The sequence below is a fragment of the Armatimonadota bacterium genome (assembly GCA_016789105.1).
In the GTDB taxonomy this organism is placed as follows: Bacteria; Armatimonadota; Fimbriimonadia; order Fimbriimonadales; family Fimbriimonadaceae; genus UphvI-Ar2.
The window spans coordinates 414,634-431,142 of record JAEURN010000008.1; the positions used below are offsets into that span (position 1 = coordinate 414,634).

The 16,509-nt window shown below is 59.4% G+C and carries 17 protein-coding genes and 1 tRNA gene; 5 read left to right on the forward strand and 13 right to left on the reverse strand.

Annotated features, from left to right (window positions below; translation table 11 throughout):
* Nucleotides 1–46: 46 nt before the first annotated feature.
* From JNM28_10560 to pdxS, 3 genes are all read right to left on the reverse strand, one after another.
* Nucleotides 47–1,120, reverse strand: coding sequence for a M42 family metallopeptidase (locus tag JNM28_10560; GenBank protein ID MBL8068882.1), 1,074 nt, complete (start codon nt 1,118–1,120; stop codon nt 47–49).
* A gap of 103 nt (nt 1,121–1,223) precedes the next feature.
* A complete protein-coding gene (locus tag JNM28_10565) occupies nt 1,224–1,907 on the reverse strand; it encodes a M50 family metallopeptidase (GenBank protein MBL8068883.1) in 684 nt (227 codons plus the stop codon).
* Between the two features lie 38 nt (nt 1,908–1,945).
* Complete coding sequence (pdxS, locus tag JNM28_10570) at nt 1,946–2,854, reverse strand: pyridoxal 5'-phosphate synthase lyase subunit PdxS (GenBank protein MBL8068884.1); 909 nt, start codon at nt 2,852–2,854, stop codon at nt 1,946–1,948.
* Nucleotides 2,855–2,977: 123 nt separating this feature from the next.
* Between pdxS and JNM28_10575 the strand changes: the two genes are divergently transcribed.
* Nucleotides 2,978–4,081: a hypothetical protein gene (locus JNM28_10575; protein ID MBL8068885.1), complete on the forward strand. Its 1,104-nt coding sequence runs from the start codon at nt 2,978–2,980 to the stop codon at nt 4,079–4,081.
* 107 nt (nt 4,082–4,188) lie between these two features.
* Nucleotides 4,189–4,761: a DinB family protein gene (locus JNM28_10580; protein MBL8068886.1), complete on the forward strand. Its 573-nt coding sequence runs from the start codon at nt 4,189–4,191 to the stop codon at nt 4,759–4,761.
* Here the strand turns inward: JNM28_10580 and JNM28_10585 are convergent.
* The 4 genes from JNM28_10585 to JNM28_10600 all read right to left on the reverse strand — a co-directional run bounded on the left by JNM28_10585 (nt 4,758) and on the right by JNM28_10600 (nt 8,913).
* The gene (locus JNM28_10585) at nt 4,758–5,357 is read right to left on the reverse strand and encodes an alpha/beta hydrolase (GenBank protein ID MBL8068887.1); all 600 of its coding nucleotides are present in this window, start codon (nt 5,355–5,357) and stop codon (nt 4,758–4,760) included. The two genes, JNM28_10580 and JNM28_10585, sit on opposite strands and share 4 nt — an antisense overlap.
* Complete coding sequence (locus JNM28_10590; protein ID MBL8068888.1) at nt 5,354–6,301, reverse strand: ring-cleaving dioxygenase; 948 nt, start codon at nt 6,299–6,301, stop codon at nt 5,354–5,356. Before JNM28_10590 ends, JNM28_10585 begins: the two co-directional genes overlap by 4 nt.
* 53 nt (nt 6,302–6,354) lie before the next feature.
* Entirely contained in the window at nt 6,355–7,857 is a 1,503-nt protein-coding gene (locus JNM28_10595; protein ID MBL8068889.1) for an aldehyde dehydrogenase family protein, read from the reverse strand.
* 105 nt (nt 7,858–7,962) lie between these two features.
* Nucleotides 7,963–8,913, reverse strand: coding sequence for a PEP-CTERM sorting domain-containing protein (locus JNM28_10600; protein ID MBL8068890.1), 951 nt, complete (start codon nt 8,911–8,913; stop codon nt 7,963–7,965).
* A 186-nt stretch (nt 8,914–9,099) separates the two neighbouring features.
* Here JNM28_10600 and JNM28_10605 point away from each other — a divergent pair, with 186 nt between their 5' ends.
* On the forward strand, nt 9,100–9,567 hold the full coding sequence (locus tag JNM28_10605; GenBank protein MBL8068891.1) for a DinB family protein: 468 nt from the start codon (nt 9,100–9,102) through the stop codon (nt 9,565–9,567).
* Nucleotides 9,568–9,576: 9 nt separating this feature from the next.
* Nucleotides 9,577–10,509, forward strand: coding sequence for a cation transporter (locus tag JNM28_10610; protein MBL8068892.1), 933 nt, complete (start codon nt 9,577–9,579; stop codon nt 10,507–10,509).
* Here JNM28_10610 and JNM28_10615 read toward each other — a convergent pair.
* From JNM28_10615 to JNM28_10625, 3 genes are all read right to left on the reverse strand, one after another.
* Nucleotides 10,506–11,471, reverse strand: a complete 966-nt coding sequence (locus JNM28_10615) for a magnesium transporter CorA family protein (protein ID MBL8068893.1) — start codon at nt 11,469–11,471, stop codon at nt 10,506–10,508. The genes JNM28_10610 and JNM28_10615 overlap by 4 nt on opposite strands.
* Nucleotides 11,472–11,511: 40 nt before the next feature.
* Nucleotides 11,512–11,606: transfer RNA gene (locus tag JNM28_10620), tRNA-Sec, on the reverse strand.
* A 39-nt stretch (nt 11,607–11,645) separates the two neighbouring features.
* On the reverse strand, nt 11,646–12,431 hold the full coding sequence (locus tag JNM28_10625) for a glycoside hydrolase family 16 protein (protein MBL8068894.1): 786 nt from the start codon (nt 12,429–12,431) through the stop codon (nt 11,646–11,648).
* A 66-nt stretch (nt 12,432–12,497) separates the two neighbouring features.
* Here JNM28_10625 and JNM28_10630 point away from each other — a divergent pair, with 66 nt between their 5' ends.
* Nucleotides 12,498–12,911, forward strand: coding sequence for an OsmC family protein (locus JNM28_10630; GenBank protein MBL8068895.1), 414 nt, complete (start codon nt 12,498–12,500; stop codon nt 12,909–12,911).
* 58 nt (nt 12,912–12,969) lie between these two features.
* Here JNM28_10630 and JNM28_10635 read toward each other — a convergent pair whose 3' ends face one another.
* The 3 genes from JNM28_10635 to JNM28_10645 are packed head-to-tail and all read right to left on the reverse strand — an operon-like array spanning nt 12,970 to nt 16,384.
* Complete coding sequence (locus tag JNM28_10635) at nt 12,970–13,923, reverse strand: polysaccharide export protein (GenBank protein ID MBL8068896.1); 954 nt, start codon at nt 13,921–13,923, stop codon at nt 12,970–12,972.
* Between the two features lie 28 nt (nt 13,924–13,951).
* Nucleotides 13,952–14,644, reverse strand: a complete 693-nt coding sequence (gene rsmI / locus JNM28_10640; GenBank protein ID MBL8068897.1) for a 16S rRNA (cytidine(1402)-2'-O)-methyltransferase — start codon at nt 14,642–14,644, stop codon at nt 13,952–13,954.
* A 3-nt stretch (nt 14,645–14,647) separates the two neighbouring features.
* Complete coding sequence (locus JNM28_10645) at nt 14,648–16,384, reverse strand: peptidyl-prolyl cis-trans isomerase (GenBank protein ID MBL8068898.1); 1,737 nt, start codon at nt 16,382–16,384, stop codon at nt 14,648–14,650.
* Nucleotides 16,385–16,509: the final 125 nt, after the last annotated feature.

Genomic DNA, 16,509 nt, shown 5'->3' on the forward strand with positions numbered 1-16,509 from the left:
ATTTTAGCGGCGGTTCCGATAGGATTGCCTGGGTTTGCCGTTTCCCTTAGAAAATGCGGGGAGTGAAATCTGTGTCGGCTTTCACGCCAAGGCAGTAGGCGGCCATTAGCCGGGCGCAATTTTCGGCATCGGCCAGATCCAATAGTTCGCAGGGCGTGTGCATGTAGCGCAAGGGGATCCCCACAAGGCCGGTAGCCATGCCGGCCCCGGCCACCTGCATCGCATTGGCGTCGGTGCCGGTGCCCCCCGGTTCGGCTGCGATTTGGAAAGGGATCCCCTCCTTTTCCGCGGCATCCTTGAGCATTCGGAACACGACCGGGTTGATATTCGCTCCCCGGGTGATGCTCGGGCCTTTGCCGATGTCGCAGGCCCCATATTTGGTCTGGCTCAGCCCCGGGTGGTCGATGGCGAAATCGACATCGACAGCGATCCCAGATTGGGCGCCAAGGCCCTGCGCCGCCGTCCTGGCCCCCCGGAGGCCAATCTCTTCTTGCACCGTTGCCACGGCATAGATGCCAACGCCCGGGTCGAGGCTGCCCGATTCTTTGGCATGGCGGAGCGCTTCGGCAACAGCGAATGTGCCGACCCGGTTGTCGAATCCCCGGGCCACCGCTCGCCCGTTGCGCAGCTCGGCAAACCCATATTGGTAGGTCACACAGTCGCCGATCGAGACCACGCTTTCCGCATCCTCCCTGCTTGTCGCCCCAATATCAATGACCATGTCGGCCAGGTCGGGGCGCTTGTCCTTTTCCCCGTTTTCCAAAAGGTGGATCGGCTTGCGCCCAATCACGCCCGGCACCGCCTCAGAACCGTGGACGAGCACCCGGTTCCCCACCGGAACCATGGTGTCGTGCCCGCCAATTCCCCGGAAAAAGAGGAAACCTTTGTCATCGATGTAATGGACTTGGAAGCCGATTTCGTCCATGTGCCCAGCCAGCATGATTTTTTGCGAAGCCTGCGGGTTCAAAACAGCCATCACATTGCCATGCCGGTCCGTGCGGATTTCGTCCGCGAATTGGCCCGTGTAGTCGCGATAGACCTGGGCGGCCCGCTCTTCATATCCACTGGGGGACGGGGTGTTGCAAAGCGTTCGGAGGAAATCGAGGGATTCGGCGCGCATAGCTTTTGTTCTTTTACCTTGGCTTAACAAGACGGGCTCTCGCGCCGAATCGGCGCGGGAACCCGGGTGGACCTGGGAATTGCAATCCGCAGGTTGGGTTCTTTCAACGGCTTTGCTTTTGGCCGGCCCGGGTCGTCAGCACCAACGCGGCACCCGTCACCACTGCCGCAAGAGCAAAGAACAGGGCCGACCAAATAGGGGCAGGAATCCAATAATGCTCGGCCAAGATGGTGGCATCGGTCGGGATTGAGCCAGAGAGGCTGATGTTCCAAAGATTCAGGAGCGATTGAAAAGCGTTCAGCCCCACCACAATGCCCACGAACTGGGAAGCGAACCGGATTTGGCCGTCATCCAGCTTCCAGGCGGCACACGCCAACACGGGTATCCAAAACAGGGCACTCAGCACTCCGGCCAAGTCGCCCCGAACGAGGAGTAATAGGGAGAGGCCCAGGGCCGTCGCAACTCCGGCAAAGGCCCGACGGGCTCCTCGTTCCGTCTTTCCGGAGAGGATTAGGAGGCTTCCGGCAAACGCTGCCCCGGGATAACCGGCTGCCGCTACCAGCAAAACATTGCCACCGCTTACCGGAGTGACCCCGCTGCCATCCATGAAGACATGGATTGATTCGGGCTGTCCCCCGGTCGCCAGAGCCATGACGGCATGGCAGAGCTCATGAATATGAGTTCCCAAATAAATGAAAGGCAACATCAAGATCCTGAGACCCGGCACCGCCCAAAGGGCAACCCCGGCCAATGCAGCGAGGAGGAGGATCTTTTGGGATTTGTTCAACTGCGCTACTTACGGATTGGTGACCTCAAAGGTTTGGTTCACCAGCCTCGCACGGCGAGTTGCTCTTGTTCCGGAAGCGTTGAACAGTTGATCCCAACCATCGCCTCGCCGAGGTTTCTGCTAATTTCGGCCAACTTTTTCGGCTCTTTGTAGAACAAGACCGCCTCCACGATGGCCCGAGCCCGTTTGACCGGGTCGCCGGATTTGAAGATGCCGCTGCCGACAAAAACAGTCTCCGCGCCAAGCTGCATCATCAGGGCCGCATCGGCGGGTGTGGCAATGCCGCCCGCGCTAAAATTGGGGACGGGCAACTTGCCCAGTTTCTTGACTTCACGGATTAAGTCCAGCGGCGCTTGGTGTTCTTTGGCCAGCACATAAAGTTCATCTTCGCGGGCGTTTTGCACGGTGCGGATTTCGGACATGATGGTCCGCATATGGCGCACCGCTTCCACGACGTCGCCGGTTCCGGCCTCGCCCTTGGTGCGGATCATCGCCGCCCCTTCGGCGCATCTGCGTAGGGCTTCGCCAAGGTTCCGGGCCCCGCAAACAAAAGGAACGGTGAAGGCATGCTTGTCCACGTGGTTGGCATGGTCGGCCGGAGTCAGGACTTCGCTTTCATCGATGAAGTCGATCTCCAATGCTTCCAAAATCTGGGCTTCTACGAAGTGGCCGATCCGGCATTTGGCCATGACCGGGATCGAAACGGTTTCTTTGATCCCCAAGATCATTTCAGGGTCCGACATGCGGGCCACACCGCCGTCTTTGCGGATGTCGGCCGGGACACGTTCCAATGCCATGACGGCGACCGCGCCGGCATCTTCGGCAATCCGGGCCTGTTCCGGGGTGACCACGTCCATGATCACACCGCCTTTGAGCATTTCTGCCAAGCCGACCTTTTCGCGCCAAGTCTTTGATGACTGGCCAACATTCCCGTTCAAAGTTTCCATAGTTGCAGGTTTGGATCCATCAGGCGCTTTGGGGTTGGGTGGGGTCGCGCCGTCCAAACAAAAGTGTACATCTGACCCCGGGTTCCGGGCAGGGACTGGGCGGCAAACGGGATAATCTGCCAAGTGAACGAAGAACAGGCCGCCGCCTTGGCTGAAGCCGAGGACATGAAGCCGAACGCCAAAAACATCAAGAGGCTGGGCGACAAGTATTCGCCGGAAATCGGCAGATGGGCGATCTCGCAGTGGCAGTTGCGGCGCAAGGCGACGGAAAAGTTCGCCCGCGCCAACAAAATGCTGTTCACGCGGGCCGGCCTGGAAATGGCAACGCATGGCGCCATTGCCGCTTACCACGCCTCCCTTTTTCCGCCCGGGGCCGAGGTGCTCGATGCGACATGCGGGATCGGTTCTGACCTCGTGGCCCTCGGGGCCAGGGGGCCGGTCATTGGCATCGATACGGATAGCGAGCACGTTTTTTGCGCCCGACACAACCTGGCCCTCTTCGGATTCGAAGGGAAAGTCGGCCGGGGTGATGCGTTAGAAGTCTTGAAAAAAGGTTGGGACTACGTCTTCTGTGACCCAGGCCGCCGGGACGATGGCCGGCGGCATATCAACCCCGACGATTTCAACCCCCCTCCCGACGAGCTGGCCTTCTACTTTGATAAGTGCAAGCGGGCGGTCATGAAGCTTTCACCCATGATGCGGGATGAATACTTGCACAAACTCGGGGGAGACATCCAGTTCGTTAGTTTTGGACGCGAATGCCGGGAGGCGCTGACCGTCTTCCCCGGTTCTGGACAGGTTTCCGCTGTCCACATCGAAAGCGGCAAGATCGCCCCCGCGACGCCGTTGCCCGGCACCGTCGCCGAGCCTGATGCATTCCTCCACGAAGCCGACCCCGCGATGATCCGAGCCCACGCCATGGGCGCTCTGGGATTGCCGGGGGTCGGGGATTCCAACGGCTACCTTTCTTCCCGCAAACCAATGGATTCCCCCTGGCTGCGGTCTTACGAGGTGCTTTGGCGAGGGCCCTGGCGAGTTCGATCCGTCAAAGACGTCCTCATCCAACGGGAGATGCACGTGGCGGCGGTCAAAAAGCGTGGAGTTCCGGCCGAACCAGCCTCAGTCATCCGGCAGCTCGACGTCCCCGAAGGCAACCCGGTCATCCTCGCGCTGTACAAAGAGGGCCCCAAAGTGGCCGCCGTCTTAATGAAGCCCTACCATCCGTAGATGGCGGCTTTGCGACAGCTACCAGAAAGGACTGGCTTCAGGGCCAATCCGCTCAACGGAATAGTGCCAAGGCACAACCCCTGGCCGGACTGGTATAAGCGGTAACCATGGGTCAAGGATCTGATGCGAATATTGGCGGCAAAAGCGCTGCCCAAGATCTTGGCGGAACGCCAGGAAGGCTCGTTGATGAGGCGGAATCGCAATCCCTGATTTCAAAGGCTTGCCAGGAACTCGATTCATCGGTGGCCAGGCTCATCGCCGCCGCAGAACGGGTCCCCCAATCGCACCACCTCTGGTCGCCCAGCCCCAGCGCCCGGAATGCCGTTGAACAGGTCGCCCACGCTGCTTGGGCATTGGAACAAATGCGCCGCATGATCCTTGGGACCCCCTTTGCGGCGCCGACGACGGCAGAAGGAGACCGGATCATGCGGGAATTCGATGCCGGGTTCAAATCCTTGGAGGAAGCTACGGAGCTGCTGCACACCAACGCCTCTCGATGGAAAGAGACGGTCGCGGCCCTCTCGGCTAGTCAGATTGATGACCCTGTCACATTGCCTTACGGCTTGGGTGAGGCGCCGCGTCGAACCATGCTGGAAGCCGGCGCGGCCCACACCCTGTGGCACTTGGCGCAGCTGGAGTACCTGCAGACCGTGATGGGTGACCGCGATTGGGGTTTCTAGCTGAAAAAGGATTGCAGGGCCACGATATCCGCCCGGATCAGATTGTGGCCCGACGGAACGACCTGGAGTTCGACGGTGGCTCCCTGCCTTTCTAAGGCTCGCGCCAATTCACCTGCTTGGCTGGGAGGACAGATTTCATCGTGAGCTCCGGCCAAGATCAAAACCCTGGTTCCCGCGAGATCCAAATCCCGGGCCTCAGATGGCAAAGCCATCGGTCTTAACAGAACGGCACGTGCGATCGGGAACGCTCCGGTCAACATCAGGTTGGCGGCCATATTGGCCCCGTTGCTGTAACCGAGGGCAAATACTTCGCCATCCGCCAACTCTGACCTTTTGGTTAAAAATTCTCCCAATTGTTGTGTGCGGAAAGCCAGGTCTTCATAATCCAAAACACCTTCGGCAAATCGGGCAAAGTATCGGTTTGCACCATTTTCTTTAACTTGACCACGAATACCGAACACGCCAAAGCCAGGCAAGACATCCTGGAGCAAACCAGTGAAGGAATGCTCGTCCCCCCCAGTGCCGTGGAGGGCCAGGACGACCGGCTTTCCAGGCGCAGAGGGGGTGAAGACCGTAGCGAAATCTGGCCCGATCACGGGAAGACCGCCCCTTCACGGCTCGTGAATCCAGGCAGCCCGCTGGCGATCTCTGGCCGGTGCGGCTCCAACCAAGGCGGCAGTACCAAGGTTGTCCCCAGGGTTTCGAACGGCTCGTTGTAAGTCATGCCCGGGGGATCCGTGGCGATTTCATAAAGGATCGAGCCGGGTTCGCGGAAATAGATGCTGTGGAAATAGTTCCGGTCGATGAAATCGGTCGGCCGCATGCCAGCGGCAACGAACCTCGCTCGCCACTCGGCATGGTCGGCATCGTCCTTGGCCCGGAATGCCACATGGTGGACGGTGCCCACACCGCCCCGCCCGAGTTGTGTGTTATTAGTGTTCAACTGCAAAAAATTACCGATATCCGCCGGACTTTGGAGCAGTTGGATACCGTCTTCTTCTCCTGCCAACTCGTATCCCATCGTGCCGGTCAACAGGTCTACCGAACGATCCGGGTGGAGGCTCGCCAGTCGGACGCCGTGGAACCCGTGGATCGCCTGATCTGCGGAGATCCCGCCCCACGCCACAGCCGGATTGGGGGAGGCCACGCTGTCTACAAGCTCCAGCGCAAAATCATCGTGGTCGGAAAACGAGAGGAATGATTGATTGAACATCTCCTTTTCAGTGAAAACCACCCCAGCACTTCGCAGCCTCTCCGCCCAAAAGCTCAGCGAACCGCGAGGGACGGCAAACTGCATGGCTTCGGCCTGGCTTGCCCCAACTGTGCCGCGGTGGCTTTCGGGCCAGGGAAAGAACGTGAGCAAGGTGCCGGGGGATCCCGCCGGATCTCCGTAATACAGGTGGTAGGTGCTTGGGTCGTCGTAATTCACGGTGACTTTGACAAGGCGCAGCCCCAAAATCCCCGAGTAAAAATCAACATTGCGTTGCGGGTTCCCGCTCATCGCGGTGACGTGATGGATTCCTTCGATCCGGTTGGTCATGGTGTTAATAACGAAACGAGTCGTTCACTAATTCCCCGGGGCCTAGTCCAAGACTAGGCGTCGAAGCTGATCCCTTGGGCGAGCGCGGGCTTTTCCAAGCCGAAATAGGTGGTGCTGGTTTGCCGTCGCATATAGGCTTTCCAAGAATCCGAACCCGATTCCCGGCCCCCTCCCGTTTCCTTTTCGCCGCCGAATGCCCCGCCGATTTCGGCCCCCGAGGTGCCGGTGTTCACGTTGGCGATCCCGCAATCCGAGTGCCGCTTGAAGAACTCCGCTTCCCGCACGTCCGTCGTCATGATGGCGCTGCTGAGGCCCTGCGGAACGGAGTTGTGCATCGCCATCGCGCCTGCCAGATCGGAATAGGGGATCAGGTAAGTCAAGGGGGCAAAAGTTTCGGTATGGATCACATCCGGGTGGTTCTTGAGGCGGACGAGACAAGGGTGGGCATAGTAACCGCCAGATTCTTCGCGCAGGCGGTGTCCACCCACGATCTCGGCCGCATGGGGCCGGGCGGCGTCGATGGCCGACTGCATGCAGTCAAAGGCCGCGCCGTCGATCAATGGCCCGACAAGGGTTGTTGCTTCAAGGGGATCGCCAACTTTTCCGGCCCCAATCTGGAGGTAAGCGGCCTTCAGGGTATCAAAAACCTTGTCGATGATGGATTCGTGCACAAAAACCCGCCGGGTGGTGGTGCACCTTTGGCCGGCAGTGCCGACGCTGCCAAACAAGATGCTGGGCACCGCGACCCCCAAATCGGCGCTCGGCGTGACAATGACCGCATTGTTGCCACCCAGTTCTAACAGTGAACGGCCAAACCGGGCCGCAACTTTGGGTCCGACGGCTGCGCCCATCCGGGTTGAACCCGTGGCCGAGATCAAAGGGATCCGGCGGTCTTCCACCATTTGGTTGCCTTCTGCCACCGCACCGAGTATGACTTGGCTCAGATTCTTAGGGGCATCGGGGAACCCGGCGAGGACTTCGTTCAGCAGGTGCTGGACGGCCAGGGCCGTCAAGGGGGTTTTTTCGCTCGGCTTCCACACCGTGGAATCCCCGCAGACAAAAGCTAGGGCGGCATTCCAACTCCAAACGGCAACAGGGAAGTTGAAAGCGCTGATGATTCCCACGGGGCCGAGGGGAAGCCAATTCTCTTGCATGGAGTGGTTGGGTCGCTCGCTTTGGATTGTCAAGCCATAGAGTTGCCGGCTGAGTCCGACGGCAAAGTCGCAGATGTCAATCATCTCCTGGACTTCGCCACGGCCCTCTTCGAGGATCTTTCCGCACTCGATGGTGACCAGTTGAGCCAGGCCCTCCTTGTGTTCGCGGAGTTTGTTGCCCAGTTGGCGGACAAGTTCCCCGCGCCGGGGGGCGGGGACTTCCCGCCACGCATGGAAGGCCTCCACCGATCGGGCGAGGATGGCATCGATTTCGGCAGGCGAGTGTTTGCGGAGCGTGGCCAGCGGTGAACCATCGATGGGCGATGCCACGGCCAGATCGTTGCCCCGATACTGGTCAAGGTCTGGGATCAGGCGGGCTAAGACGTCATCGAATCGGCTCATGGTTCCAGTTTGACAGAGCGAACGGAGGCGTGCCCGGGTTCATTGGGCAAGCAAAAGGCCCCTGGTTGCAATGACCAGGGGCCTTTTTGATTCCAATTGTTGGGGTTATTTCTTCCGGCGTCGGAGGGCGGCCGCAGCGGCCAACCCGAGGACGGCGAGGGTCGCCGGTTCGGGAACTGCTTCAACTTGAACGTTGTCGATCAAGCCAAACGAGGACAGGTTCGAGAACGGATCCGTCGAAGACGTCGCGTTGATGTCGCTGTGGGCAAAGAACAGTTGGTTGCCGCTGAAGGTTGCGTTTGTCAACGTGGCGATGAGCAAGCCATCGACCGACCACGTGACCGTGGAACCGACCTTGGCGACTTCCCACCGGTGCCAGGCCATGCCGAGTGCCCCAACTTGCGTAGAGCCGGTTTGGTTCAAAAACCCTTGGCCGTTTGCCCATGCGGTTTGCGCTGCCGGAACGGTGCCTTGGAAGCCGGCATAGTAAGCGTTGCTGTTGTTTTGGGATCCAGCCGCATAGGTTCCCACGATGGCGCCGGCCGTTTGGTTGTACATCCGGTAGTCCGATGCGCTGCCCCCGTCACCGGTGGCATAGACGCTGACCCCGCTCATCGGGGAGCCGATCCATTGCGAGACATTGCTACCCCCGATTCCAGCTCCGGTGATTTGGGTCGAACCGCTCCCACCGGCCGGAAGGGGGCCGATGATGTTTTGCCAAGCGTCGAACCGCAAAGTGTAATCGCCCGTGAAGGACTGAGTTTGCAAAACGACGGACATGCCGCTGAACACGCCGGTTCCCACCACGTTAGCCTGCATTTTGAGGCCATGGGTGTCCGTCCCGTTCGGGGCGACGGGGATCCCGACCGTCGAATAGTCGAAGAAGAAGTCGGCAGTCCCGCCGAGGTCGCCGATCGAGGCGGTATCGCCGGTGATCGATCCGTAATAGTTCCAGTTCGCCGTGACGTCGGTCGAGAAATTCTCGGTGTAGATAACCTGGGCATGGGCACCGGCGGCCACGGCCGCAAATGCTGCCAGGGTAAGCGTTCTTTTCATCATGTCAACCTTCTCCGAAAAAGGAAAGTGAGGGAATCCCCTCGGGTCAAAGTATCCCAGAATTCCTCTCAAGTGGGGCCAAATCCCAAGAAAGCCCGCAAAAATGCCTAAAGTCGCAGACGGCGAGGCGAAAAGCTTCAGAAAAGAGGCTTGACAAGGGAAGTAGACATAACTATACTATAAAACGTGACGGTACAAGAATTCATCGCCAACGAAACCTCCCGCGCTGCTGAAGCCCTCATCCATCAGGCCACCAGGATGCCAGACGGCAAACCGAGTTGGAACCCGATGGAAGAGGGCCGATCCGCCCTCGACCAAGTCGCGGAATGTGCGCTCATCGGCGAATCTCTCCCCGGGATCATCGCCAACCGCAAAATGCCGGATTTCACCGCCGAGATGATGGAACAGTTCGACCGTGACAAGAGGTCGATGGATCTGCAAACCGCGACGTCCCGGCTGAGAGAGGCGACCGCCAAGTTGTGCGAGGCGATCCGGGCGACCCCCGATGCCGATCTCTTGGAATCCATGCCGTTTTGGGGGCCAGAACCCTGGACCGTGGCCGCCGTGCTCAACTTCCACAACTGGAACATGGTCTATCACGTCGGGCAAGTCAATTACATCCAAACCCTGTACGGCGACAAAGACATGGGATAACCTTGAGAGATGCCCCACCCCGAGCGGTCGACCGCCGTCCAACAGGCCAAGCGGTCAGTTTTGGCGGGGATGGCGGTCAACAGCGTTTTGGTGCTGGTTAAGGGTGTGGCCGGGGTGGCCGGGCACTCGCAGGCACTTGTCGCCGACGCCATCGAATCGGCTAGTGATGTCGTGGGATCGGCGGTCGTCTATGCGGGGCTTAGGGTTGCCGGCGGGCCACCCACCGAATCCCACCCTTATGGCAAGGGCCGCGCCGAGCCCTTGGCAGCCGCGCTGATCGGGCTCCTCATGCTGGCCGCTTCGGCAGGCATCGTCATCTCTGGAATCCAGCACATCGTCGAACCGCACCAAAAGCCGGAGCCATTCACTCTGGTCACATTGGTCGTTGTCATCGCCGTCAAAGAAGGCATGTTCCGCTTTGCCCAACGGCAAGGCCGCGAAACCGGCAGCATCGCGGTGGAGGCCGACGCCTGGCACCACCGGTCGGACGCGTTCACATCGCTGGCCGCGTTCGCCGGCATACTGATGTCTCTGACTTTGGGCCCCGCCTTTGCATCGGCCGATGCCTGGGCGGCGCTGATCGCCGCCGTTGTCATCGCGGTCAACGCGGTGCAAATCATGAGGCCGGCGGTCGGGGAACTCACGGACGCGAACCCGGGGCAAGACTTGGTTCTCGAAGTCGCTCGGATCGCGCGCACCGTGCCTAACGTGAAAGGCACCCACCATTGCTGGGTCCGTAAACATGGCCTGGATTACTTTGTCGACCTCGACGTCCTTGTCGATGGCGACATCAGCGTCCGCGCTGGCCACGATATCGCGCACGAAGTCCACAACGCCGTCACCAACCAACTCCCTTTCGTCCGCCGGGTCTACGTCCACGTCGAACCGGAAGACGACCACGGGCGGTTCCCCTTGGAGTGGGAAGGGCGCGAAGACTCCTAATCCCGGCCCACAAATCCCAGTTTCCGGAACCAGTAGTAGATCCCAAACCCGGAGAGGACCATTAGGCCGACCGCAAAGGGGTAGCCGAGTTTCCAGTCGAGTTCCGGAATAAATTTGAAGTTCATGCCGTAGATCCCGGCGATTAGCGCCGAGGTCATCAAGATCGTGCTGATGATCGTCAGGGTCCGCATGATCTCGTTGAGGCGGTTGCCTGTGATGCTCAACTGGACATCCATCAAACCGCTGACCATGTCTCGGCCCAGGTCGATGTTCTCGGCCAGACGCAGGCTGTGGTTGTACAGATCCTGGTATTCGGGCAGGTCTCCGGGCTGCACAGAAGGCTGGCCGATGCGGATTAGCGAGTTGATGTTTTCCCGGAGCGGGGAGACATTTTTCCGGACCGTCAGCAGCATTTTCTTGATCCGGATCGCTTCGCCGGAGTGATTGCCGTTTTCGGCAAAGATCCTGTCTTCCAAATCGTCGATTCGGTCGTGGAGTTCGTCCACAACCGGGAAAAACGAATCGACGCACAGATCGAGGACGGAATAGAGGAGCCGCGATGAGGTGGATCCGTGCTCTTGCGGTTCGCACGACCACGCGTCGAACAGTTCATCGAACGCCGGGATCGGGGACTTGCACACAGTCAGCAGACTGCTTTGGGTCACGTATACGGCAATAGGGATGTATTCGGGTTCTGGACTGCACCGGCTGAAGGTGCACAACAGGGCGATTCCGGCGGGGCGGCTCTCGATTCCGATCCGGAAAAAGCCGTCGGCAAAGTCCCCGGCCGTCAGCGGGAACTGGGCGGCCAATGCGGCCAACGGATCCGGCGGATCGGGCAGCGGGTGCCCTGCTAATAGCCACGTCAAACCGTTTGCGGGGAACGGCTCTCCGGGGTGGAGCGTGACCACTCGCCCCGTTGGATCCAGGCATGCGGCACGGTATTCGGGGGCTAGCGACATCGGAGTCTCTTTGGAAGAGACGAAGAATCGATCGACAATTTGGCGGGAACGTGTGGGAATCGAACCCACCCGGCGCCCAAAAGCGCCACACGCGGTTTTGAAGACCGGGAGGCACACCAGCACCCATCCGCTCCCCTGTGCCTCAACGATTATGGGACAACGAGTGCTGCGGCTTCAGGGCACATAAACCCGGACATAGTCCACTTCGAGCGTGGCTGGGAATTCCGTATGGGCCGGATCGCCCCCGGTGGAGCCGATCGCCAAGTTGAGCAACAGCCAGTGCGGTTGGTGGAACGGGTTGAACCCGTCGGGGTTTTCCGCCTTGGAAACATCCGTCTGGTTGAGCAACTCACCATCGACCGAAAGCCGGATCGTTTCGGCGGTCCAATCCATTACCCAAGTGTGGAAATGCCGCCCCCAATCGGGGTCGCGACCAAAAAAGTGAGAGATCGGGGTCTTGACCGTGTCCCAAACCTGGTGGTCCGCCGATCCATAGGCCGTGTTGGCCAACAACTGCTGTTGGTAAAACTCCATGACATCGACCTCACCGCACTGGGGCCACGGACGGTCGGCCCCTTTCGTCCAGATGGCGGGCCAGAGCCCGTTTTCGGGTCGGAACCGCGCCCTCACCTCCAAGCGGCCATACCGCCAAGAGAATTTCCCCCTCGTCACCACCGAGGCCGAGGTGTAATCCGCAGAAGCGCGGTTGGTTTTCCAATCGGCAGAGCCTTTGACATAGCCCGGATTCGAAAACTCTTCCCGACGGCCTTCGATGACCAGGAACCCGCCTTCGACCCGGGCGTTCTCCGGCCGGTAATATTGCAACTCCTTGTTGCGGACGAACCCGACTTCGAAATCCCATTTGGCTGGATCGGGCCGGCCCACATAGTCAAACTCGTCGGAAAAAGCCAGTTGCCCGGGCTCTCTGATTTGGGCCAGGGCCAGCAATGCCGGAAACATGGCTGTGGTTTACCCGGGCGTGGGCCTTGGGAATCATTGCCCACAGCCGCGACTTCATAGTTGACGATGATGAAAGTCGAATGGAAAGGCGGGATGGCGTTTGAGGCAACGGGTGCCAATGGCGAGTCGTTTGTGATGGATGCCCATCCAGACCATGGCGGGGAAGATGGCGGAGTCTCTCCGGTTGAAGCATTGCTCGCGGCAGCGGCTGCTTGCTCAGGGATGGATGTGGTCAGCATCCTCCGAAAAAAGCAGCAAAAGCTGACCAGCTACCGGATCGAAGTCTCGATCGAACGCGACCCACCGGGCGAATGGCCACGCCCGATCAAGAAAATGAGCGTTCGGCACATCGTGCAAGGCGATGGACTTGACGAAGCGGCCGTTGCCCGGAGCATCCAGCTTTCGGATGAAAAATACTGCACCGTTTTGGCCACTCTCCGCCTGTCCCCGCAAATCGAATCCACCTACACCGTCGAGTGACCAAAATGGCCCCCAGGCAACCGCCTGGGGGCCATATCATTCCAGTTTGCCTTGCGGGTTAGTTGCCGCCGCCGAGCCTGAACGGCCGGAACCCTAGCCGGTCGAAGATGAAGAACAGGTTGGCAACCGAGTTGATGATGTCGAAATCGACGTTGCCACTATCCGGCACGTAAACAAGGTCACCCGGCTTCATGGTGATGTTTTGCGCGGGATCCTTACCGGCTTCAAAGTCCACCAAGTTGGCTTCGATGACCAAAAAGTCCTTCGGTCTTCCCGGGATGGGCCGGAACACCTGGACTTTGGAAAGCCGCGACCGGCGCTCAATTTTGCCGGCGGTCGCGATCACTTCGGACAGCTTCATCTGGTCGCGGTAACCAACTGGCCCTTCGGTGCGAACCCGTCCCGCTACGATGATCCGGCTATCCGTCTCTTCGGGAACTTGGAGCAGGTCGCCATCTTCAATCGGGTAGTTCTGGCTGGAGTCGCCACTGAGGAGGGCCCTTAGGTCGATGGGGATGCGTTCGCCGCTCGACTTTTTCACCAAATAGGCTTTGCTGAGGTCGGCCCGGCCGTCGGTGCTGGTTCCCCCCGCGGCGCTGAGCAAATCGAGGAGCCGGTCATTGGGCCGGATATCGTAAACCCCTGGCCGGCCGACAAATCCGTTGACCGAAGCCCGCATCCGCCGGAACTCGCGAATGGTGACCGAAACGATCGGGTCTTTCAATTGGAGGCGGTCGGCATAAGCGGCCGTCAAGTCAGCCTCCAGCTCCTTGATCGTTTTTCCGGCCGCCTTCACGGTGCCGATGAACGGGGCAGAAATATTGCCGTCGGGGCCGATGGGGAGCACCGCGGCCACTTCCGGAACGCGGTAAATCTGGATCGAAAGGACATCTTCGGGTTTAAGCCGATAGGTCTCGCCCGCCGTCTGCGCAAATGCCGAGCCCGAGAAAAGGGCCAGCAGGCACAGGGCGGCACGGCCCCACCGTTTCCAAGTTGCGCAATCCACCGACATCTCCAAAATCCTGGTCAGTATAGCTCAATTATCCGTCGCTGGCCAGCTTTCTGCACCCCTCTATGACCAAAGTGAACTCGCCCTTTGCCGGAACGTCGCTTTCTGCCGGGAGGGCCGGCAAGGTGTTGCGGTAAACCTGCTCGTTCAATTTCGATAGTTCGCGGGCCACAACATAACGCCTTGAGCCCAAAACGCTGCCCGCCAAGGCTAAAGTTTTTTCAAACCGGTGGGGGCTCTCGAACAAAACCAGGGTCAGGGCGGAATCGGCGAACGGCTCCAAAATTTTTGCTGCGGGTCCCGGTTTGCGCGGCAGGAACCCCAAGAAGGCAAACCTTTGAGCAAAAAAACCGCTGACGCTGAGGGCGGTGGCCACCGCACTCGGGCCGGGGATCGGCGTGACCGTCAGGCCCAATTCCAAGCAAAGATCCACCAATTGGGTTCCGGGGTCGCTGATCGTCGGAGTCCCGGCATCGCTCAATAATGCGATGCTGGCCCCTTCTGCCACTTGTCGGCAAAATCCCTCGATTTTTGCCGGGGACGTGTGTTCGTTCAGCGTCCCCATCGGGCATTTGAACCCAAAATGGGCGAGCAGTTTGCCGGTTACCCGGGTGTCTTCGGCCAAGACCAAATCCACCGATGACAGGGTTTCCTTGGCCCTTGGGCTCAAGTCGGCCAAATTGCCGATCGGCCCGGCCACGACAAAGAGGCGGCCGGGCCCCATCGGTCAGTTCCCGGATTTCGCCTTGCCGGCGCCGTCTTTCGGGGCAGGGGTCTCGCCGTTTGCCTTTGGAGCCTGCTCAGGCACCAGATCTTTGTCGAGGTCGGTAGTGGCCTTTTTCTGCTCCTCTTCGTTCTTCTTCTGATCGTCGAGATCCCGTTGGTGTTCTGTTTGCCACCGTTCGAGCTCAGATCGCAGTTGCTTGATCTGGTCGTCGGTCCAAGCTTTTGTCTGGGCCGCCGACAAGGTCATTTGCGAAAGCTTTTGGTAGACCATCTCGCCGGTTTGGCTGTAGTCGCCGTTGTTTTGCGCCGCCGCCAAAGCCATGGCAAAGGCGTCGTCGTTCCTTTTGGCCTTTAAGAGTTCGTCGGCAAAATCCAGCCGGAAAGAACTGTCTTCAAAAAATTCCAACATGCGGTTGGCGGCTTCAATCCGCTCGTCGAGCATGCCGGGCTTTTCGAGTTCGGAGGCCGATTGGTAAAGCTGTTCCACAACCAAAAATTCTGTGGCGGCAATCAGATTGGGATAGGAGACGCTGGAAGTCTCGGGATCCCTGAGCCGAGCTTTGATCCCTTCCAAGAACGCTTTGCGCTTCTCGGGCGAAAGAGTGTTTTCCGGGTCGCTCATGCCGGAACCGAAGTCGTAGGCGATTTCCAGCCCCTTATCCGCAAACTTGGGCTTGAACTCATCAAGCTTGGCTTTGTAATCTTTGGCAAAGGCCTCGGCGCCGCTTTGCCGGCGGGCGTTTTCAAGCAGTTCCGCCTTTTTGGATTCAAAATCCTTGGGGAGGTTGGCGTTGACCGAGACGAGCTTGAAGATCACTGGGGATCCCCCGGACATGACCACGCCGCTGACCTCGCCCGGCTTCAAGTCCATCAGAGGCTTGAGTTCCGGCGTGTTTTCCATGATCGCACGGGTGAGTTTCACCTGTCGTTCTTCGGCTTTTGCGGCCGGGGCAGCTTCCTTTTGCAGGCTGGCAAAATCCCCTCCGCCGGCCGCCTTGGCTTGAATGGCCTTGGCTTGGGCTTCGCGATCGGCAAGCGGTTTCTTCAAGTCGTCGAAGCGGATCGTGGCCAACGTGAATTCCTCAAAACCCTTCTTGAGATCTTCCTCGGACACCACAGCCGATTTCGTGTAGGCGTCTTTGACAAGTTCTTGCTGGACTGCCGTCGTGACCTGAGCCTTGGTCTTGGCATCGGCATACCGTTGCATGATGCCGTCCACCTGGGCTTTCTCAAACTCCGCGGGGGTTTTCTTCATCAGCTCGGTAAAGCGTTTGTCAAACGCATCCGGCGCATCGCCGGCCTTGATCATCCCCATCTGCGTCAGCTGCTCACGGTACTGCTGGATCTGATCCTTGGCCACCCGCTCGGCAACCGACCGAACCCCTTCTTCGGTGACTTGGACGCCTTTTTGCTGGGCCAAGGCCCCGATAGCGGCCGACTGGGCGTAGCTGCTGGCGGCGGCAACCGCGGTGGAAAGCTCGCCGATCGCCGTTCCCTGGCTGCCTTGCATCTGTTGCTGCTGGGAATACTCGGCCAGGCGTTCTGAAAATTCCTTGGCCGTCACCTTCCTCCCGGCTACGGTGAACAGGACAGTTTCTTCTGACATTTGGCCCGGAGTCTGGTTGTGGGACATCCAACTCCCGGCAACCATGCCAATGACCATGAGGGTTCCGATGACGACCAACAGGGCTTGACACCCTTTGGTTTCCATGGCTTTGCGGATTGATACGATGGACAAGTCGATTGCTCCCTGACTGCTGAAAGGCAACACATTTTGGCACCACACCATTCCCACGGCCCGGCCCAGACCTTGACATGTAGACAAAATATGTGAATAATCAAGACGTCTGGCAGACACAAGTC